Origin of the sequence: Marivirga atlantica (assembly GCF_016734805.1) — a bacterium.
GTDB classification, from domain to species: domain Bacteria; phylum Bacteroidota; class Bacteroidia; order Cytophagales; family Cyclobacteriaceae; genus Marivirga; species Marivirga atlantica.
Genome location: NZ_JAERQG010000001.1, coordinates 719,332 through 741,437 on the forward strand (window position 1 = coordinate 719,332; position 22,106 = coordinate 741,437).

Here is a 22,106-nt window from a genome sequence, read left to right on the forward strand (position 1 = left end):
ACGAAGATAATATAATTTTGTTCAACCTAAATTGATATGATGGAAGCGCTAAAAATTAAATGGCTTTTATTTGCCATATCAGGACTGATTTTATTGGGTGCAGGCTTGAGTATGGCTATTGATGCAGCTCTTTACAGAATGAATAATTCGGAAAGCTTAAACTGGATTTTTTATGGAACAGCAGCCCTGATAGTTTTTAATAGTGGAATTTGCCTCTTTGGTCAAGGAGTGATTTTTAGAATAAGAATGGATAATTTGAGAGAAGCCTAAAGAACCTTTGTTGACTTAGCCGTTTAAGAAGTATTAACTAAATAATATACCCATGAAAGCAATTTGGAACGATACAGTAATAGCCGAAAGCAATGATACCATTGTCATAGAAGGAAACCATTATTTTCCGCCCAGTGCCATTAAGGATGAATATTTTTCCAAGACGGATTATCACACTGTTTGCCCCTGGAAGGGAACAGCTTCTTATTATACTTTAAAGGTAAATGGAGAAGAAAATAAGGATGCAGCCTGGTATTATCCTGAAACTAAAGAAATGGCTAAGAATATTGAGAACTATGTGGCTTTTTGGAAGGGTGTTGAAGTGAAGGAGTGAATGTAGTTATATATTAAATTCATCCTATGACTCAAAGTCATGGGATGAATATCTAGTACAATAAAAAAGGGAGCCATGAGCTCCCTTTTCCGTATCCTATATCTTAAAATTGATTTACATCTTTTCGTAAAGCACTCTTATCTCATCCTGATATTCAAGAGCCTTTTCATTTAAGTCGTACTGACGAAGAATCTGAACGATTTGAGAAAGTACCGCAATACTGATCTGTCTTTCTCTGCTCATGTAAGGCAATTCATGATCTATTAAATAATTGAATAGCTCATAATTATCTTTCCACATGCCTTCTACTAAAGCAAGTCCTTTTTCATCATTACCTGTGGCAAAGTATACCTGAGCAAAATCGAGCCCGGTAATATCCATCGGTACAGCTTCAGGTGAAATAGTTTTCATGATATAGTCAACTACTTCAACAGCTTTTTCATCTTGACCTTCTTGCACTAAAGAAGTGGCTAAAGAAGCATATACAGATCTATGATTTAAGAAGAAGTTTCTGTAATTCTGGTTATAATAAACCTCAGGATCTGCAGTATTGGTGAAGCTAAAATCATTCATCAGGTTATTATACATCACATCAGTATTAACAAACTCAGCGTTCACATTTGGTTTTTCAATTGGTAATAGCCTGTAGGTCAATCCTTCCTGAATTACATACTTTCTCAAATCCATTTTTACTCCGTTCAGAGAAGTGGTGTTGAAATAGATTGGTCTCTCCCAATTGTTTTCATTCATGATGTCAAGAATCATCAGGTCTTTTTTCTCCAGACCATTACCTTTCACATTCCAGGTCATTCTATCCACCATAAATTGCTTTTTGTCTTCAGGAATAAGACCTAAAGATTTAACCTGATTAGTGTCAATTGCCATGGTTAAAGTTTTGGATGGCAACATATTGTACTTACCAACTGAAGTAGGTATTTGCAGACTAGGATTATTTTTCCTGATTAAGTCTAAATATCTGTCAATAGGAATAGCGCCTTTAATACCAGAGTTACTCATGTAAGGCAAATAATCGTTCAAGCCACCTTGCTTCACTTGCTCTTCACTTAAGCTCATAGGAATAGGCTCAGAATCGTATGAGTTCTGTCTCATCTGGTTTACATACCAGTCTGTATTGAAATAACTCAGCACGATTACACGTACATCCGTTCTGAATCCTTCCACTTCTTGTATAAACCAGAGCGGGAAAGTATCATTATCACCTCCGGTAAATAGAATGGCGTTAGGTGCACATGATGCTAAGTAATTTCTGGCAGCATCTACAGAGAAATATCTGTCGGATCTATCATGGTCATCATAACCTTCAGCGGCCATAATACCAGGAACTATTAAGCAGAGAACACCAGCAGCAATACTTGCCACTTTAGGATTTTTCAACGCTTTCTCAAAAGCAGTTGCTAAACCTAAGACTCCGAAGCCTATCCAGAAGGCAAAAGCATAATAAGATCCTACATAAATATAGTCTCTTTCTCTAGGCTCAGTGGCAGGCGAGTTTAGGTAGAGTATTAAAGCAACTCCAGTTAAAATGAAAAATAAACCTACTACAGAGAATCCTTTTTCATCCTTTTTAGCATGATAAAGTAAGCCGACAATGCCTAGAATAAATGGCAACATCCAGAAGTTATTTCTGGCTTTGTTTTCTTTAATCTGTTCTGGTAGATCAGAGTTGTCGGCAAACATGGTTTTCCAACCGGCACCTTCAATATCACTTTCTCTGCCGGCATAATTCCACATTAAATACCTAAAATACATATGCCCCAATTGATAGCGGAACATAAATACCAGGTTATCGGTGAAGTTTGGTTTTTCATTTTGTCTTAAACCAGTCCATCTACGGTATTCTTCAGCATGACCCGGAGCTGCACTGTACATTCTTGGTAGAATGGTGGTTCTCTTAGGATCGTACTTAGTTTCTATTTTATAATCTGTAATCTCATATTCATCTTCTCCTTTAGTGTAAATAGGAGCTCCTTTTTCCTGAGAGATTACTTCTGCATCAAAATATTGCCCGCTTAATAAAGGACGTGAACCATACTGATCTCTATTAAGGTATGATAATAGATTCATCACGTTTTCAGGATTATTCTGATCAATCGGAGGATTGTACTGCGAGCGAATCAATACTACAAAGTACGATGAGTACCCGATTATGATAAAGGATAAACCCAGTAGGAAAGTGTTAAGGTTAATCCTGCTTGTTTTAGCCGACCAGTATATTCCATAACCAAAAGCACCTAATAAGATAATTCCGAATATTAGGGCTCCTGAACCAAATGGAAGTCCAATAGTATTCACAAAGAATATTTCAAACTTGCCAATCAAACCCGGTAAGCCTAGAATGATAAATTGCCAGATGAGTATTAAAATACCTGAACTGATCAGAAGTGCATAAACAACACCTTTAAAGGTTACTTTAGGGTATTTCTTGAAGTAATAAATTAGTCCTAATGCAGGAAGTGCCACAATGTTTAACAAGTGAACACCAATGGAAAGTCCTATAATGTAAGCTATTAGAATCAACCATCTGTTGGCTTGAGCTTCCTCTTCTATCACGTCCCACTTAAGCATTGCCCAGAAAACAAGTGCTATCAGGAATGATGACATGGCATAAACCTCAGCTTCTACTGCTGACCACCAAAAGGAATCAGAAAAAGTAAATGCTAAACTACCGATGGCACCAGCAAGGATAATTCTTAAAGTTTGTGCGCTATCAGCTTCACCTACTTTTATACCCATGATTTTGTGCGCCAATAAATTAATAGACCAGAATAAAAACAGAATAGTAAAGCCGCTACTTAGGGCTGACACTAAGTTTACTGCAAAACCAACTGACTCTACATCGCTGGCAGCAAACATTGAAAACATACGGCCTATCAATAAGAACATTGGAGCACCTGCGGGATGAGGTACCTGTAATTTGTAGGCACTGGCGATAAATTCAGCGCAATCCCAGAAGCTGGCGACAGGCTCAATGGTAGAGATATATACACCTGAGGCCACAATGAAGATAAGCCAACCGACTATATTGTTTATTTTCTGATATGAGTTCATCATAGGGTTAAAGTTTTCAAATTGAGGCGAAAATAAGAAATAATGCTGTTAAGGACATGGATTAACAAAAGTTTTATATAATTCAACTGATTGGCGGTAAATATTGTATGTCATTTGCCATTTTACAGCAAGAATGCAGTAATAGCATTCATTTTTATACATCTTTGCAACATGCGAAAATTTTTCCTCACAGTGGCCTATAAAGGAACTGCCTACCATGGTTGGCAAAAACAGCCCAATGCGGTTAGCGTGCAGGAGAAAATCGAAACGTCATTAAGTACTTTATTACAAACCGAAACAGCCATTTTAGGAAGTGGACGCACAGACACTGGTGTACATGCCACTGCGCAGGTATTTCAGTTAGAACTGCCTAACGATATTGATATTTCGCAAATTGTTTATAGGCTTAATAAATTACTACCACACGATATTGCTGTGTCTGATTATAAGGAAGTTAATGAAGATACTCATGCACGTTTTGACGCAGTGAGCCGAAGCTATGAATACCACATCAACACAAAGAAAAATGCCTTCACTCAGGATTTAAGTTATTATTTCACTCATTCATTGGATGTTCCGCTGATGAATGAGGCTGCTGAAAGTATGAAAGCATTTACTGACTTTGAGAGCTTCAGCAAAGTAAAAACTGATGTAAATACATTTAATTGCGAAATATTTGAGGCAATTTGGAAACCTCACAACGAGCTTTTGGTTTTCCACGTTAGTGCGAACAGGTTTCTCAGAGGTATGGTCCGAACAATTGTTGGAACCTTATTGGAAGTTGGCCTGCACAATTTAACAGTAGAGGGATTTAAAAATATTATTGAAAGTAAAGATAGAAAGGCTGCAGGGAGATCGGTGCCAGCCCATGGTTTGTTTCTTACCTCAGTAAAATATCCTCAAAAAATATATAAAGCAGATTGAAGAAAGATAATATAAAGAGCGGAAACATTATTGATACAGATGTACTCAAGCGTCTGTATAAATATGTGAAACCGTATCAGGGTAATTTTTATTTTTTGGTGTTTCTGACCATTGCCGTGGCGGTGTTGGCTCCTGCCAGACCTTATTTAATACAGAAGGCCATTGACGGGCCTATTGCTTCCGGAGATTTTAATGGACTTGTTTGGTTGATGGCCTTGCTTGTAGGCTTACTGATTATTCAGGCCGTAGTGCAATATGGCCATACCTATCTTTCCGGCTGGATTGGTCAATATATTGTGAGAGATATCAGGCTAAAACTTTACAGACATTTATTAGGCCTCAGATTAAAATTCTTTGATAAAACACCCATTGGCCGATTAGTGACGCGAAATGTTTCAGATGTTGAGCAATTGTCTGATGTATTCAGTCAGGGGTTAGCTGCAATGATCGGTGATGCCCTCCAGATATTAGTAATCTTAGGGATGATGTTTGCCATGAGCTGGAAACTGACTTTAGTTTCATTAGCAACTTTACCGCTACTTTTCCTTAGTACCTACATCTTTAAAGAAAAAGTTAAAGTAGCATTTAATGAGGTGCGTAATGCTGTGTCTAACTTAAATTCATTTGTTCAGGAGCATGTGAGTGGCATGTCCATCGTACAAATATTCACGGCTGAAAAAAGAGAGTATGAAGCTTTTGAGGAAATAAACAAAGAGCATAAAAAGGCTAATATCAGATCAGTACTTTATTATTCCATTTACTTTCCGGTAGCTGAAGTAATTCAGGCAACAGGTATTGGTTTGTTAGTTTGGTATGGCTCAAAAGGCGTAATTAATGAGATAGAGACAGGGATTTCTTTAGGGATGTTGGTGGCCTTTATTCTTTACATTCAAATGTTTTTTAGGCCTATACGCTTGATTGCCGATCGGTTCAACACACTTCAAATGGGTATTGTAAGCTCAAGCCGTATTCTTAACCTGCTGGATAATAAAGAGCATATTCCAAATAATGGTGACTTGCAACCTGAAAAAATAGAAGGAGATATCAAGTTTAAAAATGTAGACTTCGCTTATAATGAGGATGAAACTGTTTTAAGAGATATCTCTTTCGAAGTAAAGGAAGGAGAAACTGTAGCCTTGGTAGGTGCTACTGGTGCTGGTAAATCTTCAGTAATTAATTTATTGAGCAGATTTTACGATATCCAAAGTGGAAGTATTACCATTAATGAAGAAGATATCAAAAACTATGACCTCGATTATTTAAGGCGGAACATTGGGGTTGTGCTTCAAGATGTTTTTCTCTTTTCAGATACCATAGAATACAATATTACTTTAGGCAATCCTGATATAACACAAGAGCAACTACAACATGCTGCTGAAATAGTAGGTGCGAAAAAATTTATAGAAAAACTGCCCGGAGGTTTTCAATATAATGTGATGGAGCGTGGAGCTACTTTATCGGTAGGTCAGCGCCAGCTAATCTCATTTGTAAGAGCATTGGTGTATGATCCTAAAATTATTGTGTTGGATGAAGCTACTTCTTCAGTAGATACTGAAACGGAAGAGCTTATACAAAGTGCCATTGAGAAGATGATGAAGGGTAGAACGTCCATCGTTATTGCGCACAGGTTATCAACTATACAAAGTGCTGATAAAATTATTGTGCTTGATAAGGGTGAAATAAAAGAGACAGGCACGCATAATGAACTCCTTGAAAAGGACGGTTTCTATGCTCAGCTTCACGCTATGCAGTATAAAGAAACGCTCTAGTTTTTATCAGTCCAATTCACTAATTTGAGTCCTGAACTGCAACTTTTAGGACATGAATATTATCAACTGGCTGAGTTCCATAGGTACAAAACAAAAAATGGATGACGACCTTAAAAATAAAATAAGGCTCAGCAACTATCTCACAAGTGCTTTTTTGGTAATCATTATCACCTACAGTGTGATTTCTTTTTTCCTGATTCCTGAGATTATAAATTATTGCCTGTTAGGTTTTGTACTTTATGCTGCTAACCTTGCTTTCTCTTATTTCGGATTTCATCGGCTTACCCGTTTCGGTATAAGCCTGTTTCCGCCAATTGTAATTGCAGTACTTCATGCTACAATTATGCAACCCGGTGAACCACCACGTAATGAAATTTACGTTTTTCAGGCTATTGCTTGTTTAATACCTTTTGCAGTATTTGATATCAGAAGATTGGTTTACTGGCTAGGTCCTTTCCTCTTCTCTTTTTTATTACTTTTTTACATTGAGGAGCTCAATAATTATTTCAACACGGAGTTAGATAGCTCTATTTTTGATACGGGCTGGCTGTATTTTGCCATCATAGCAGGAGCTGTTATGGTTGGTGCTTTTATCATTATTTTCTTGAAATATCTGAATCTTGTGCAATTCAAGCGAACCAGCGAATTATTAAGTGAAATTGAAGAGGAGAATAAGCGAGCGCAGGAAAAGGAGCAGGAGTTGACTAAAACCCTTTCTGATTTAGAAGTAGCTCAAAAGGAAGAATCAAAAAGAAATTGGAAAACCAGCGGTCTGGCGGAAATTGGCAATTTACTAAGGGTTGAAGATGACCTAGATGAATTGTGTGATAAAATAATTGCTTACATCGTAAAGTATATGGAAGCTAGCCAAGGGGCTCTTTTCCTGCTGGATGATGATACTACCAAAGACAGGCAGGAGCAAGAACTTTATATTAAGTCAGCCTACGCTTATGAGCGCAAAAAACGACTTGACCACCGCGTACAAGCTGGTGAAGGGTTGATAGGACAGTGTTTCCTTGAAAAGGACTATATCTATCTAACTGAGGTACCTGATAGCTTCATCAGTATTAAAAGTGGGTTAGGTGATGCAAATCCACGATCAATCCTGATAACGCCTATGATTGTGAATGAACAGGTTTACGGTATTTTTGAAATAGCTTCGTTTAAAGAAATTGAACAATATCAGATTGATTTTATGATGGAGTTAGGAGAAAACATTGCAATGACGCTTAATAACTTTAAAGTAAATGAGCGCACCAAGAAACTCTTAGAAGAAACTCAGGAGCAGTCAGAGCAACTCAGATCTCAGGAAGAAGAAATGCGCCAGAATATGGAGGAATTACAAGCCACTCAGGAGGAACAGGAAAGACAGCAAAAGGAGATGGCTGAAAAAATAAAAGAATTAGAGCGAGAGAAAGCGCAGGCATTAAGCCGATTGGCAGAACTCGAAACCGATTAAAACAATCATTTTTTTAAACCATTCTTGTAATTTTTATAGGTTACCTACACATTTTAAATACATTTGTTAGCAATTAAACTATTGTAATTGTGCATATACTTACTGCAGAAAACCTTAATAAAACCTTTTATCAGAATGTAGCCCTTCATGATTTGAATCTGGCTATTCCAAAACAATCAATTTATGGATTGCTAGGACCAAATGGAGCTGGTAAAAGTACTTTCATCAGAATTGTTAACCAGATTATTGATGCTGATTCAGGCCTAATCACTATTAATGGTGAAAAACTTTCTCCAAAGCATATCGGTACTATTGGCTACTTGCCGGAAGAAAGAGGACTTTATAAGAAGATGAAAGTTGGCGAGCAGCTTTTATACCTGGCGCAGTTAAAAGGGCTCTCGAAAAGTGATGCTAAAAAACGCATTAAAGAGTGGCTGGAAAGATTTGAAGCGGGTGATTGGTTGGGTAAAAAAGTGGAAGATCTTTCTAAAGGTATGCAACAGAAAGTGCAGTTCATTTCTACTGTTATGCATGAGCCTGAACTGATTATTTTGGATGAACCTTTCTCAGGATTCGATCCTATAAACGCTAACCTGATTAAAGATGAAATTTTAAAGCTGCGTGAAAAAGGGTCTACCATTATTTTCAGTACACATAGAATGGAATCGGTGGAAGAGCTTTGCGACCATATTGCTTTAATCAATAAATCTGAGAAAATAATTGAAGGAGAAAAGAGCGCCATCAAAGATGAATACAAGTCGCATATTTTCAAATTAGCTTATAAAGGCAACCAGCTGGCCGATAATGGTGGCTACCAGTTACTCTCCAGTGAGCAGGATTTGAATGGCATCCATCATGCTAAATTAAAATTGAATGAAGGTGCCAGCTCATCGGAATTACTAAGGGCAGTGCTTGGGCATGATGTAGAAATTATATCATTCCATGAAGAAATCCCTTCAATCAGCGACATTTTCATCAAATTAGTTAAAGACAATCACCTGGAAGTAGAAGCTTCCGCACAATAAATAAGAACCATGAGCAAGATAGGCTTAGTTATAAGAAGAGAGTTTGAAAGTAGAGTAAAGAAAAAGAGTTTTTTACTGGTAACTATATTGGTGCCGCTGATTTTTCCTGCCGTGATAGGTATTATGGTATACTTTGCCATGGAGGAGGAAAAGAGTGCAGAACAAAAGCAGGTGTATGTGGTCGATGAATCAGGCTTCGATTTTGAAAATGATCGGAAATACGCCTTTGATAAAATGAATATGTCATTAGATGAGGCTAAGGTTATGTTCAGCGAAAGTGATGCCTATGCTTTACTCTATGTGCCTAAAATGGATATTGAGAACCCTGATGGCTTAACGCTTTATATGAAGAATAATCCTAGTCTTGATGTAAGCTCATTCTTTGAGAACATAGTCGAGTCTCAAATAAGGGATAGAAAACTCAAGGCTTCCGGTATTACAGAGGAACAACTCGATAAGTTGAAAACAAATATCTCTTTGCGTGCTATTAACATGACAGATTCTGGAGAGGAAAAAGAAAGCAGTGCTGGCATCGCATTTGGCTTGGCTTATGCATTCAGCTTTTTAGTTTATCTATTTGTATTGATTTATGGTTCTCAGATTATGCAGGGCGTAATTGAGGAGAAGTCCAATAAAATTGTTGAGATAGTGGTAAGCTCTATCAAACCATTCCAATTGATGATTGGGAAAGTAATTGGTGTGGCGGCAGTTGGTATTGTACAGTTTGCTATTTGGGTGGTATTGATTGGAGTGCTGTCTTCAGTGGTTTTTAGTGTTTTCAACTTAACACCTGAAGATATACAAGCAGCTCAGAATACTATGCCTAGTTCACCTAATCAGGAATTGGTTAGTTCTTCTATGAATCCTGAAATGCTGCAAACTATGCAGGCGGTGTATGACATTCCTTATGGCTATTACATCTCTATTTTTATTTTCTTCTTTATATCAGGCTATCTATTGTATGGTGCTTTATTTGCCGCGGTAGGTTCAGCGGTAGACAATATTTCAGATGCTCAGCAATTCACACTGCCGGTGACTATGCCTATGATCATTGGTTTTTTAGGAACTTTCATGTTTGTGATGCGCGAGCCTGATGGTAATGTGAGTTTCTGGCTATCAATTATACCGTTTACATCACCTGTTGCTATGATGGCCAGAGTTGCTTTTGGTGTACCAACCTGGGAGCTCATTTTAAGTATGGCACTGATGATTGCAGGTTTTGTTTTTACCATTTGGCTGGCAGGAAGAATTTACCGAATTGGTATCTTAATGCATGGCACCAAGGTGAGCTACAAAACTTTATTTAAGTGGATTAAGACAAGTAATTAAAGAAGGCCAGCTTTAGCTGGCTTTTTTATTCACTATAAAAAACCCTCTTTACTCTGGTACTCACATTGGTGAGTATTTCATAAGGAATGGTATCAATACTTTCTGCCATGTCGAAGATAGTGGGCTTTTCGCCATATACTGTAACTACATCACCGGCATTGCAGATAATATCGGTGACATCAACCATAGTCATATCCATGCATACATTACCGATAACGGGTGCGAGTTGTCCGTTGATAAGCACTTTGCCAACACCGTTACTAAACTTTCTATCAAAACCATCGGCATAGCCAATAGCAATGGTGGCAATCTTCATGTCATTTTCTGCTAAACCTCTTCGCGCATAACCTATGCTTTCCCTTTTTTTTACATGCTTCACTTGCGAGACTACTGTTTTTAAACTGGAAACTGTCATCAACCTGTCCTGATGCATACTTGTGGCGTCAACACCATACATACCAACACCGAGCCTCACCATGTCAAACTGAAAGTCAGGGAAACGACTGATACCCGGACTATTTAAAATATGCATTAGCGGATGGTAGTTCAAGGCCTTCTTAATAGCCTCCGCCATGTGCTTGAAGTTGAGGGCCTGTCTGGCTGAAAAACCATTATGGCGCGCTTCGTCAGATGCTGCCAGATGACTGAATATAGAAGCCACCTTAATGTGTGTGTTTTTTAGGAGTAACTCAATTAAATCGTCAATCTCTTCTGCTTCAAAACCGAGGCGGTGCATACCGGTATCCAGTTTGATATGAACTTTGGCTTTTTTGGTTAGCGGTCGGGAGTAGTTGATGAAGTCTGTTAGAATCTCGAAGCTATAAAGTTCTGGTTCGAGGTTATGTTGAAGCAGCAGATCAAAGGATTCTCTGGTAGGATTCATCACCATGATAGGTATGTGAATTCCTCTTTCCCGAAGTGCCACACCTTCATCTGCATAAGCTACCGCCAAGTAATCGACCTGTTGAAACTGCAGCCAGTTGGCTATTTCATGACTGCCACTGCCATAAGCAAAAGCTTTTACCATTGCCATGGTTTTTACATGTGGCCTGAGTTTAGAACGATAGAAATTCAGGTTATGTGTAAGTGCATTAAGATTAATCTCTAAAACGGTTCCATGCACTTTTTGCTCTAAGAGTTTTGCAATACGCTCGAAGCGGAAGGTTCTTGCTCCTTTTATTAAGATGACAGCTTCTTTTATTGGGTTCTCTCTAAGCGTTTCAAGAAACTCTTCGGTACTATCAAAAAAAATAGATTGCTCAGGAAATAAATCAGCGTTAGCAGAAATATCCGGTCCAATGCCAATAAATAAATTAAGCTTTTCAGCTTTTATTCGTTCTGCAACTGACTGATATAATTCTTCTTTTTCCAGCCCTGATTCCAGCAAGTCGGATAAAATAATTACTCTTTTTTGTTGCTGCTTCTGCTGACGGAAGAACTGTAAAGCTGTATCTAATCCCACCAAGTCATTATTGTAAGAATCATCCACCAAAAAAGACTGGTGAATAGCTTGCTTTACCTCAAGCCGCATACTTACTGGTTTTAAATCGGTAAGTGCCTTTTGAATAAGTTTAGAAGGAATGCCCTCATGCAACAGACATAAAATGCAGTGCGTAACATTTTCGAGAGATGCGTAATCCTTAAAGGGAATTTCAAAAATGTGTAGGTTCTCATTAAAGGGAAGTCTGATGGCAGTATGGTTATCACGTTCCTCAACTTCCACAAAGTAAGAGCTTGTATTATCATCAAATGACCAGCCTATGAGGTTTTTATCCTGTATATTTTCCAAACCGTAAAGCGCGTGAGCAATTTCAGGGTAATCCGTACAGAAAATAATGGTGGAGGCATCCTTAAATAATTTGGCCTTTTCCGAGGTTTTCTCAATTAGGTCGCTAAACCCTTCATCGTGTGCGGTACCGATATTGGTGAAGATTCCAATTTCCGGTTTAATGATAGCCTCTAAGCTTTCCATTTCTCCTTTTCGAGAAATGCCAGCTTCAATTATAGCGTAATCATATTGATTAGAGACGGGCCATAAAGCTAGCGGAACGCCTACTTGAGAATTGTAGCTTCTTGGGCTGCGGTACACATTATAGAAGCCTTGTAATAACTGACCGAGCCACTCTTTAGTGATGGTTTTGCCGTTGCTTCCGGTAATACTGATGAGTTTACCCTGAAAGCCTATTCTTTTTTTGGCGGCTATTTGTTGTAAAGCCAAAGTGCTATTAGGCACTTGAAGAAAATTGGCCTTCGGGAATTGCTCAACAAATTGATAAGGTGCTTCAACTATAAAATTTCTTACTCCTTTCTGATATAACTCCTCAATAAATTGATGCCCATCATGCCTTATGCCTTTTATTGCTATAAATAGGCTTGATTTTTTGATGATGGCATTTCTGCTATCAATAAAAATATCTGTTATAGTGGTGTCAAATTTAGCTTGAAGGACGACACCAGAGGTGATTTTTTGAAGTGTTGAAAATAGCAGTTTCAATTTCAGATAGCGTTAAAACAAAACAGGTGCTCCTGAAAAGAAGCACCTGTATAATGAATTAAGTAAAAATTAGTTAGTTGGCTTAGGTCCTAAACTTTCAAGCACCTCTTTTAACGGAACACGGGTTCCTTCTTTATAAGGTACAATCCACGCCTCTTTTACCCCCATATCTCTTAAAACTTTCTTGAATCTATCAGCTTCCCAATAATCTCTAAATCTACCAAGCGTTATGCGCTGTGCACCGTCTTCAGTAGTTTCACCGCTAAAGTTAGGGTTGTTTTTAAAGTACTCTGACATGTCAATATTTTTGAAGGCACCTACCTGTACTTTAAACCAAACACCACTATCATCTAGCGTTATAGCCTTTTTCTGTGGCTTTTGCTCCATTTCCATTAACTTTTTGCGAGCAGCATTGGCAGCGGCTTCAGCCTCTTTAGCAGCTTGCTGTGCTTCGGCAATCTGAGCGTTTTTGTTGCTCAATTGACCTTTCAGATTTTCTACCTGAGAGTTTAAGCTAGAAGTCTTGCTTTTAAGGCTTTCGTTTTCTTCAACTAAAGCTTTCAGCTCTTCAGGATTTTTCTTCAAATCTTTGGCTTTATTCTTCCATTCTTTGTACTCATCCTTGCTCATTTGCGCCATAGATGGTAATGTTAGCAACATGCAAATGATCAGAGCCGATAAACTGATTTTAGTTCTCATGTGTATTTGTTTAACGTTTGTCAATCAGTGATGAATCTCACAAACTAGAAATCATTACTGTACGAATAATTGTTTAATTCTAAATTAATTAGCCTAAAGTACGAAATTTACTGTATTAAAGACAAATAATACTATTTTTTAGTTTTTTAGGGAGCCTGTCATCTCTTCTGGTCTTACCCATTCATCAAATTCTTCAGCAGTTAAATAGCCCAGATTAACCGCCTCATCTTTTAATCTTGTGCCATTTTCGTGAGCTGTTTTGGCTATTTTAGCTGCTTTCTCATAACCTATTTTGGTATTCAAAGCAGTAACCAGCATCAATGAATTGTCAAGGTGCTCCTGTATTCTTGCCTTATTTGGTTCAATGCCTACAGCACAGTTTTCATCAAATGAAACGCATGCATCTCCAATTAGTCTTGCGGATTGCAAGAAATTTGCTGCCATCACTGGTTTGAAAACATTTAATTCATATTGGCCTTGTGTACCACCTACAGTAATGGCTACATCATTACCCATCACTTGTGCGCATACCATGGTTAGGGCTTCGCATTGCGTAGGATTAACTTTACCTGGCATTATAGAAGAACCTGGTTCATTAGCAGGTATAATTATTTCACCTATACCTGAACGAGGTCCTGAAGCCAGCATTCTAATATCATTGCCAATTTTGTTAAGCGACACAGCTATTTGTTTTAACGCTCCGTGTGATTCAACAATGGCATCATGTGCAGCAAGTGCTTCAAATTTGTTTTCAGCTGTTTTAAATGGTAGTCCGGTAAATTCAGCAATTTTTTCTGCAACCAATTCGGCATATCCTTCAGGGGTGTTAATACCTGTACCAACAGCAGTACCTCCCAAAGCGATTTCAGATAAATGCTCTAGCGTATTTTTTAAAGCTTTTAAGCCATGATTTAGTTGAGATACATAGCCGGAAAATTCTTGGCCTAAAGTTAGAGGAGTAGCATCCATTAAGTGCGTACGACCAATTTTTACCACTTTCTCGAAGTCTTTTGACTTTTTAGCAAGCGTGTCTCTCAATTGCTCAATACCTGGAATGGTGTTTTCCAATACCATTTTGTAACAGGCTATATGCATACCTGTAGGAAAAGTATCATTTGAGGATTGTGATTTGTTCACATCATCATTAGGATGAATCAGACGCTCTTCGCCAATTTTCTTTCCCCCAATTTCCTGAGCGCGGTTGGCTACCACCTCATTAACATTCATGTTGGATTGTGTACCCGAACCAGTTTGCCATATCACTAAAGGAAACTGATCATCATGTTTACCTTCCAATATTTCATCACAAACTTTAGAGATAAGTTCTTTTTTGTCATCAGAAAGCACTCCGAGCTGATTGTTGGTATGAGCTGCAGCCTTTTTTAAATAGGCAAATCCTTTAACAATTTCTAACGGCATACTAGCCTCAGGACCAATTTTAAAATTATTTCTACTTCGCTCTGTTTGAGCTCCCCAATATTTGTCAGCGGGCACTTTTACATCGCCCATTGTATCTTTTTCAATTCTGTATTCCATAGTGTCTTATTTTGAGTCGTAAAAATATCAATTAATAGTACCTAATGCCAACAAGCGAAACCCAAAATTGTGATATTATTATTTCAAGTAAAATTGAAATATATTAATATATAATATCATCTAATTGATAATTAGATAAAGTTTTATTACCTTTGCAGCGTAGAAATGTAATTGGGTTATGATGCAGAGATACAAAAGAATGATTTTAAGTTTATTGATGATTACCTTTTGCATTATTTCATTGGCATATTGTAATGAAATAAAGAATGGGGAAAGGGTAAATACTATGGCTACCAAACAGCTGCCGGTAACAACTTCTTCGAGTTTTGCTGCACATCCGTAAGTTTATAAAGCCAGGCAAAATCTGTTTAAGAGCATTTTTAGATGCTCTTTTTTTATGCGCTAATGCTTCTTAATAAGAATTAATCTAAATAAATATAGATCTTATTTGTATCTAATCTAAATAGAGATTAGTTTTGCGCTATCTAAAATCAATCTAAATAAAAATATACCCTTAATGATTACAAGAAAGTTTTCTTTAGCATGCTTAGTAGCACTTTTTAGCTCTTTATTAATCACCTCATGTGATGACACAACTGAAGACACCTCATATAATATTCCTGAGAATTATGAATTCGAGAATGTAGACTATTCCGGTCAGGAAACAAGAATAGCCATGTTAGCTGAATTGTCAGCTTATGCTAAAACTTCTAATAATGGTGAAGTAGTTAGCGCTGCTGAGATGCAGGCAATGTTTGAAAACTCAAACGCACCATTTGCTGATGAGGCCTTAAATGCGTCTTCAAAAAATTTGAAAAGTAAGACATTTGAATTAGATCAGGAATTGATCGAGTCATATTTCCAAAAGCTTGAAACGGCTACTCAAACTGCCGCAATTACAGGAAGTAATGGAACACCCGGTTTAGTAAGCTCAAATGATGGAGCAAAAACTTATTTCTTTGACGAGAATGGTTATGAATATGCTCAACTTATCGAGAAAGGCTTGATGGGAGCTTGTTTCTACTATCAAACCTTAGGCGTGTACTTAACGCCAGTGAAAATTGGTGAGACAGTTGATAATACGGAAGTTGAAGAAGGTAAAGGTACAGCTATGGAGCATCATTGGGATGAAGCTTTCGGTTACCTTTCTTTACCAACCAACTATCCCAACTCAGATGCTTCGTTAAATTTTTGGGCCAAATATATCGATGGCCGCCAATCGGATTTAAATGTAGGTACTAAATTGATGAATGCTTTTATTAAAGGTAGAGCAGCAATAAGTGCAGGCGATATGAGAACAAAGGCCGAGGCCACTGCTGAAATCTATACTGAATTTGAAATTGTAGCAGCTGCAACGGGTATCCATTATATAAATGCCGCTTTAACAGCTTATACGGACGATGCCATAAGAAACTATACCCTATCTGAAGCATGGGCTTTCATTAATGCGTTACAATACAACCCTAATAAAACATTAAGCACCGCTGAAGTTGTTGAAATCAGAGATATGCTTGGTGATAATTTCTACACTGTTTCAAGAGCTGATTTAGAAGCAGCAAAAGTGGAATTAGCAACAGCTTTTAATTTAACTGAAATAGCAGATACTTTATAATAATGAAAATACGCTCGACACATTTATTATTCATTTTAGGCTTCTTCATTTTAATTTCATCTTGTGATGATTCAAGTATGAATGAAAAAGTAGATTATGATAGAACAGCTTTTCTGGAAAACTTTGCCGATCATTTAATTATTCCTGCTTTTGATGATTTTAACTCAAGAGTAGAGGCTCTGGATGCAGCCGTTGTTACCTTTTCAAATGAGCCTACTGTAAGTAATTTGGAGCAACTCCAGGTTACTTTAAAAAATGCATGGTTGGGCTATCAGTATGTGGCCTATTTAGAGGTGGGACCATCTGCCGATCTTTTCTTTAGAGATGAAGTAAATATCTTTCCGGCAGATACCGCCTTAATAAATACGAAGATTGCTTCACAGGATTACGTGTTCACAGGTGGTTCTAATAATGATGTAAAAGGATTCCCGGCAATTGATTACCTCGTTAACGGAACAGCCGAAAATAATGCGGAAATTGTTGCTTATTACAGCGATACTCAAAACGGAAGCCTCAGGCTTACTTATCTGCAAGAAGTTACAGATGAATTAGTGACCATCGCTAACACCATCAATGATGCGTGGCCTGCATACAGAGATACATTTGTTAATAACCTAGGTACAGATATAGGTAGCAGCACCGGAATCATGGTCAATGAATTTAATAAACAATTTGACCTAAGACTTAAGAATGGTAAAATAGGAATCCCATCTGGTGTTAAATCTTTGGAAAGAACCAACCCTGATAAGGTAGAATGTTTCTATGGTGCATATTCAAAGGATTTGGCTTTAGCTTCTGTTCGTGCAGCAAAGGAAATTTTCAATGGTAATTATTATGGAGTGGGCACTGAAGGTACAGGCTATGATGATTACCTGGATGCTTTAGGGGCTGAGGTTGAAGGAGTTGATTTATCGACCGCTATAAATGATGAGATTCAAAATTCTATAGATAAAATCAGTGCTATTGATCAATCAATTCAAGTTGAGGCAGAAAGCTTTAATGCTGAGGGAGATTTAGTGCTAGCCTACAATGCTTTACAAGCGGTAATTCCACTTATTAAGGTAGATATGCCTTCAGCAATGAGTGTTACCATCGCATTTCAGGATAATGACGGTGACTAAATAGGATGAAACTCCAGCAGTATTTACATAAGGAAAAACACATTGCACCTTTAGCTACTTTCAGAGTAGCTTTTGGTGTTTTAATGCTGCTTTCTATTGTTAGGTTTTGGAGTAAGGGCTGGATTGAAACGCAATACATTCAGCCAGAGTACTTTTTCACCTATTATGGATTTGACTGGGTAAAACCTTTGGGTAACCCTGGCATGTTCATCCTTTTTGGGCTAATGGGTATGACCGCACTTTTTATTGCCTTAGGTTTTTTGTATCGCTACAGCGCTATAATATTTTTCCTGCTTTTTACTTATGTAGAACTCATTGATAAAACCAATTACCTCAACCATTACTATTTTGTAAGCATCATGGCATTTTTGCTTATTTGGGTACCTGCCAACGCCAGCTACTCATTAGATGCTAAATGGGGATTAGTGAAGTCAAGAAGATTAGTTCCGGCCTGGAGTGTAGACATCTTTAAACTGCAATTAGGAATCGTCTATTTCTATGCGGGCTTGGCTAAACTAAATGCTGATTGGTTATTTGAGGCCATGCCACTCAAAATGTGGCTACCTGCAAAATCACATACTCCTTTAATAGGTTGGCTGTTCGATTATAAATGGACGGCCTATTTTTTCAGCTGGTTTGGTGCGGCCTACGATTTAAGTATTCCTTTTCTACTGCTTTGGTCAAGAACGCGATGGTTAGCCTACTTTGCTGTCATTGCATTCCACGTATTAACCGCTATTCTTTTTCCTATCGGGATGTTTCCTTACATCATGATTGTCGCTACACTTATTTATTTCTCTGAAGACTTCCATAAATCATTATGGGAAAAGCTCGGCTTTTCAACCAGCGTGAATGTGTTGCCTGAAAGAAGATCAGTTGGTTTGCTTAAAAATGCTTTGTTGATAATGTTGGCAGTGCATTTCGCTTTGCAATTATTGCTTCCTTTTAGGTATACACTATATGGTGATAACCTTTTCTGGCATGAACAAGGCTATCGCTTCTCTTGGAGGGTAATGCTGATGGAAAAGTCTGGTTATACAAACTTTACTATCGAGCAAAAATCAACCGGAAAAAGAATGGCTATAGAACCTTCGGACTACCTTACTCCCGTACAGCTAAAAATGATGAGCACGCAACCCGATATGACTTTGCAATTTGCACATCACTTACAAGAACTTTTTGAACCTCAGTATGGTAATGTGGCTGTTTATGCCAATAGCTATGTAGCATTAAATGGAAAAGGGAGTAAAAAGTTTATAGCAGATTCCGTAGATTTGTCGGCTCAAAAAAGAGGCCTTCGACCTAAAAATTGGATTTTACCTTTTAATGATTGATTTGAGACATTTCGTTTACATATTATTTATTTTTTTTCTAAGTAGCTCGGCTTATACTCAAGGTATTGAAGGTTATGTAAGAACTGAAGAAGGCCAAAATCCAATTGAAGGAGCCCAGGTTTTTATTTTGGATACCGATATTCAAACAATGACTGATGAAAATGGCTATTATAAGCTAGCTTTAAAAGCTGGGGATTATAATGTGGGCGTATTTTATTTTGAGCGACAGTCCGTAGTGAAAGATGTTTCTGTTGAAGAGGTTACAGAACTACTTAGCTTTTCTATGCCTATGCTTGAAACTGTTTTGCAGGAGGTAATAACAAGCGGAAATAAAGATGATGACAAAAATATTGATCGGCTCAATGCTGTTGAAGGAACCAATATTTATGAAGGCAAGAAGAATGAACTCATAAAACTAGAGAAACTAAATGGCAACTTGGCTACCAATAGTGCACGTCAGGTTTTCGCCAAAGTACCTGGGCTTAACATTTGGGAAAGTGATGCTGCGGGTCTTCAGCTGGGTATTGGCGGCAGAGGACTCGATCCTAACAGAACCTCTAATTTTAATACGCGTCAAAATGGATATGATATTTCTGCTGATCCTTTAGGCTATCCTGAAAGTTATTATACCCCACCTATGGAAGCATTATCTCGCATTGAAGTAGTGAGAGGAGCTGCTTCACTTCAGTATGGAACTCAGTTTGGAGGTATGGTGAACTTTGTTTTTAAAGAAGGACCTGATAAAAAACCTTTCGAATTTAACACCAGAAATACCGTAGGCTCTTTTGGACTTTTCAGCTCTTATAATAGCGTAGGAGGTAGTACAAAGCTTATGGATTATTTTGCCTATTACCAGCGAAAGCAAGGTAACGGCTGGCGCGATAATGAATCTTTTACGGCTAACTCAGCTTTTGCCAATACAACTTTCCATATAACTGATGAGCTAGATATAGCCTTAGAATTCACCCACATGGATTACCTGGCGCAGCAGCCTGGCGGGTTAAATTATGATCAATTCCTTGATGATCCGAGTCAATCTTTAAGGGAGCGAAATTGGTTCTCGGTAGAATGGAATATACCAGCAATCACTGTAGATTATAGAGTTTCATCAAAAACTAATTTGAGTTTGCAAACTTATGGTTTAGTTGGACATAGAAAGGCTCTTGGTAATATTCAGATTCCTAATATAGAAGATGATTTTAGCAAGAAAAGGAATCTACTCATTGATAATTATGAAAATTTCGCAAGTGAGCTTCGAGGCTTGCATAGGTACAATTTATTAGGTGAATTACATGCATTGACTTTTGGAGCTCGCTATTTCAGAGGCAATACACTTCAGCTGCAGGGAGACGGGCCTTCAGGAAATTCAGTTGATTTTACATTCTATAATGATGAATTTACTGAGGGTTTAAATTACAGATATCCTAATGAAAATTTAGCCATATTCGCAGAGAACATTTTTAATGTATCAGAAAAATTGAGTATTACCCCTGGCATTAGGTATGAGTATATTAAAACAAAAGCTAATGGAGTCTATAATTTTATTAGTGAGGACAATGCTGGTAATATATTAACAAATATTGAGTATCAGGAGCAAAGAGAGTACCCTAGAGATTTTATATTATTGGGGATAGGTGCTAGCTATAAGCCAAAGGATGAAGTAGAATTGTACGCTAACTTTTCGCAAAATTATAGAGCAATCACATTTAATGATATGAGGGTTAACAACCCTAACAAAATAATAGATCCTGATCTAAAAGATGAAAGTGGATATAACACAGATTTAGGCTTAAGGGGTAGCCTTACAAAATATTTAGATTATGACTGGAGTATATTCTATTTAAACTACAAAAATAAGATTGCTGCTAGAAATAGAAGAGAAGAAGGGAAACCTAGCCTAGCTCAATTTATTGAAAACGCTGAAAGAGCATTTGTTTACGGTTTCGAGTCATATACAGAACTTAATATCTCAAATTTTTTCGAAAGTCTTAACGATAACAAGTTCTCAGTTTTTACAAATTTTGCCTATTTATACTCTCAATATGTTGATTCGTCAAAACCCGATATTGATGGTAAGAGAGTAGAATTTACACCAGAAATTAATGTGAAGTCAGGCTTAAATTATGCGGTCAAAAATTTCAGTTCAACTATTCAAATAGGTTATGTAAGCAGCCAATTTACTGAGTCTTCTAACGCAGGAATTGGAGCCTTGAATAATTCATCTTTCAATTCAAGTGATATTGAAACAAGAGGGGGAGTGAATGGCCTCATTCCTTCCTACTACGTAATGGACTTCAGCTGTAAATACAAATATAAATTTGCTCAGATAGAAGCAGGAATCAATAACTTAACTGATAATATCTATTTCACCAGAAGGTCAACAGGTTATCCTGGACCAGGTATTTTACCATCACCAGGTAGAAACTTCTATGTAACCTTAGGTCTTAAATTCTAACAGCGGCTAGTACTAATTCCTATCTCCCAACTCCTATTTCCTAATCCCCAAAACCTACTTTCCTATCATCTCTCCTTTCAAAACAGTATGCCAAAGCACCACACCAATACTTACCGAAATATTAAGAGAATGCTTAGTGCCAAACTGAGGTATTTCGATACAGTGGTCACTGGCATCAACAATATCTTGTTCGACACCATACACTTCATTGCCAAAAATAAAGGCGTATTTTTCACCGGTACTCGGACTGAACTCTTCTAATGAGAGGCTATTTTCGGCTTGCTCTACGCTCATAATTTTATAGCCTTCTGCCTTTAAACTTTTAACCGCATCTAAGGTGTTCTCGTGATGTTCCCATTCAACAGATTCAGTTGCACCAAGTGCAGTTTTGTTTATTTCTCTATGAGGCGGTTGAGCAGTAATACCACAAAGCATTACCTTTTCAATTAAAAAGGCATCACCTGTTCTAAAGCATGATCCCACATTATTCATGCTTCTCACATTATCCAACACTACCACTATCGGGTTTTTCTTGATCTCTTTAAATTCATCAACCTCAATTCTGCCTAATTCTTCATTGGCTAATTTCCTCATATTTTGTCATCTTTGAAGTTCATAAGAAGTAGCAAAACAATTAGCTACTAATCGCCTACAAAACTAATACATTTCAGATAAG

Annotated in this window: 16 protein-coding genes; 11 read left to right on the plus strand and 5 right to left on the minus strand. The window is 37.5% G+C overall.

Features of this window, described 5'->3' with window-relative positions:
• Positions 1–36 precede the first annotated feature (36 nt).
• Both JKP34_RS03205 and JKP34_RS03210 read left to right on the plus strand, forming a co-directional pair.
• Positions 37–270 (plus strand): hypothetical protein, encoded by a 234-nt coding sequence (locus JKP34_RS03205; protein ID WP_201917647.1) that lies wholly within the window; start codon positions 37–39, stop codon positions 268–270.
• Positions 271–322: 52 nt separating this feature from the next.
• Positions 323–604, plus strand: coding sequence for a DUF427 domain-containing protein (locus JKP34_RS03210; RefSeq protein WP_201917649.1), 282 nt, complete (start codon positions 323–325; stop codon positions 602–604).
• Between the two features lie 114 nt (positions 605–718).
• On the opposite strand, the gene JKP34_RS03215 is transcribed toward JKP34_RS03210, so the two are convergent.
• Entirely contained in the window at positions 719–3,676 is a 2,958-nt protein-coding gene (locus JKP34_RS03215) for a glycosyltransferase family 117 protein (RefSeq protein ID WP_236664873.1), read from the minus strand.
• Between the two features lie 168 nt (positions 3,677–3,844).
• Here JKP34_RS03215 and truA point away from each other — a divergent pair, with 168 nt between their 5' ends.
• The 5 genes from truA to JKP34_RS03240 all read left to right on the plus strand — a co-directional run bounded on the left by truA (position 3,845) and on the right by JKP34_RS03240 (position 10,179).
• A complete protein-coding gene (truA, locus tag JKP34_RS03220) occupies positions 3,845–4,597 on the plus strand; it encodes a tRNA pseudouridine(38-40) synthase TruA (protein ID WP_201917651.1) in 753 nt (250 codons plus the stop codon).
• On the plus strand, positions 4,594–6,366 hold the full coding sequence (locus JKP34_RS03225; RefSeq protein ID WP_201917654.1) for an ABC transporter ATP-binding protein: 1,773 nt from the start codon (positions 4,594–4,596) through the stop codon (positions 6,364–6,366). Before truA ends, JKP34_RS03225 begins: the two co-directional genes overlap by 4 nt.
• Positions 6,367–6,418: 52 nt before the next feature.
• The gene (locus tag JKP34_RS03230; protein WP_201917656.1) at positions 6,419–7,825 is read left to right on the plus strand and encodes a GAF domain-containing protein; all 1,407 of its coding nucleotides are present in this window, start codon (positions 6,419–6,421) and stop codon (positions 7,823–7,825) included.
• Positions 7,826–7,914: 89 nt separating this feature from the next.
• A complete protein-coding gene (locus JKP34_RS03235; protein ID WP_201917658.1) occupies positions 7,915–8,850 on the plus strand; it encodes an ABC transporter ATP-binding protein in 936 nt (311 codons plus the stop codon).
• Between the two features lie 9 nt (positions 8,851–8,859).
• Positions 8,860–10,179 (plus strand): ABC transporter permease, encoded by a 1,320-nt coding sequence (locus JKP34_RS03240; protein ID WP_201917660.1) that lies wholly within the window; start codon positions 8,860–8,862, stop codon positions 10,177–10,179.
• Between the two features lie 25 nt (positions 10,180–10,204).
• Here the strand turns inward: JKP34_RS03240 and JKP34_RS03245 are convergent, their stop codons facing one another.
• The 3 genes from JKP34_RS03245 to fumC all read right to left on the minus strand — a co-directional run bounded on the left by JKP34_RS03245 (position 10,205) and on the right by fumC (position 14,908).
• Positions 10,205–12,673: a bifunctional UDP-N-acetylmuramoyl-tripeptide:D-alanyl-D-alanine ligase/alanine racemase gene (locus JKP34_RS03245; protein ID WP_201917662.1), complete on the minus strand. Its 2,469-nt coding sequence runs from the start codon at positions 12,671–12,673 to the stop codon at positions 10,205–10,207.
• A gap of 69 nt (positions 12,674–12,742) precedes the next feature.
• Positions 12,743–13,372: an SPOR domain-containing protein gene (locus JKP34_RS03250; protein ID WP_236664874.1), complete on the minus strand. Its 630-nt coding sequence runs from the start codon at positions 13,370–13,372 to the stop codon at positions 12,743–12,745.
• Positions 13,373–13,510: 138 nt separating this feature from the next.
• Positions 13,511–14,908, minus strand: a complete 1,398-nt coding sequence (gene fumC / locus JKP34_RS03255; RefSeq protein ID WP_201917664.1) for a class II fumarate hydratase — start codon at positions 14,906–14,908, stop codon at positions 13,511–13,513.
• 517 nt (positions 14,909–15,425) lie between these two features.
• Between fumC and JKP34_RS03260 the strand changes: the two genes are divergently transcribed.
• The 4 genes from JKP34_RS03260 (at position 15,426) to JKP34_RS03275 (ending at position 21,430) form a co-directional block, all read left to right on the plus strand.
• Positions 15,426–16,520: a DUF4856 domain-containing protein gene (locus JKP34_RS03260; protein ID WP_201917666.1), complete on the plus strand. Its 1,095-nt coding sequence runs from the start codon at positions 15,426–15,428 to the stop codon at positions 16,518–16,520.
• Between the two features lie 77 nt (positions 16,521–16,597).
• The gene (locus JKP34_RS03265; protein WP_236664875.1) at positions 16,598–17,641 is read left to right on the plus strand and encodes an imelysin family protein; all 1,044 of its coding nucleotides are present in this window, start codon (positions 16,598–16,600) and stop codon (positions 17,639–17,641) included.
• A gap of 5 nt (positions 17,642–17,646) precedes the next feature.
• A complete protein-coding gene (locus JKP34_RS03270) occupies positions 17,647–18,975 on the plus strand; it encodes an HTTM domain-containing protein (protein WP_201917670.1) in 1,329 nt (442 codons plus the stop codon).
• Position 18,976: 1 nt separating this feature from the next.
• Complete coding sequence (locus JKP34_RS03275) at positions 18,977–21,430, plus strand: TonB-dependent receptor domain-containing protein (protein ID WP_236664876.1); 2,454 nt, start codon at positions 18,977–18,979, stop codon at positions 21,428–21,430.
• Between the two features lie 54 nt (positions 21,431–21,484).
• Here the strand turns inward: JKP34_RS03275 and JKP34_RS03280 are convergent, their stop codons facing one another.
• Positions 21,485–22,024, minus strand: coding sequence for an RNA methyltransferase (locus JKP34_RS03280; RefSeq protein ID WP_201917674.1), 540 nt, complete (start codon positions 22,022–22,024; stop codon positions 21,485–21,487).
• Positions 22,025–22,106: the final 82 nt, after the last annotated feature.

Coding starts and splice junctions, on each gene's coding strand:
- JKP34_RS03205 (WP_201917647.1), top strand. CDS start 37: ATGATGGAAGCGCTAAAAATTAAATGGCTTTTATTTGCCATATCAGGA.
- JKP34_RS03210 (WP_201917649.1), top strand. CDS start 323: ATGAAAGCAATTTGGAACGATACAGTAATAGCCGAAAGCAATGATACC.
- JKP34_RS03215 (WP_236664873.1), bottom strand. CDS start 3,676: ATGATGAACTCATATCAGAAAATAAACAATATAGTCGGTTGGCTTATC.
- truA (WP_201917651.1), top strand. CDS start 3,845: ATGCGAAAATTTTTCCTCACAGTGGCCTATAAAGGAACTGCCTACCAT.
- JKP34_RS03230 (WP_201917656.1), top strand. CDS start 6,419: ATGAATATTATCAACTGGCTGAGTTCCATAGGTACAAAACAAAAAATG.
- JKP34_RS03240 (WP_201917660.1), top strand. CDS start 8,860: ATGAGCAAGATAGGCTTAGTTATAAGAAGAGAGTTTGAAAGTAGAGTA.
- JKP34_RS03250 (WP_236664874.1), bottom strand. CDS start 13,372: ATGAGAACTAAAATCAGTTTATCGGCTCTGATCATTTGCATGTTGCTA.
- fumC (WP_201917664.1), bottom strand. CDS start 14,908: ATGGAATACAGAATTGAAAAAGATACAATGGGCGATGTAAAAGTGCCC.
- JKP34_RS03260 (WP_201917666.1), top strand. CDS start 15,426: ATGATTACAAGAAAGTTTTCTTTAGCATGCTTAGTAGCACTTTTTAGC.
- JKP34_RS03265 (WP_236664875.1), top strand. CDS start 16,598: ATGAATGAAAAAGTAGATTATGATAGAACAGCTTTTCTGGAAAACTTT.
- JKP34_RS03270 (WP_201917670.1), top strand. CDS start 17,647: ATGAAACTCCAGCAGTATTTACATAAGGAAAAACACATTGCACCTTTA.
- JKP34_RS03280 (WP_201917674.1), bottom strand. CDS start 22,024: ATGAGGAAATTAGCCAATGAAGAATTAGGCAGAATTGAGGTTGATGAA.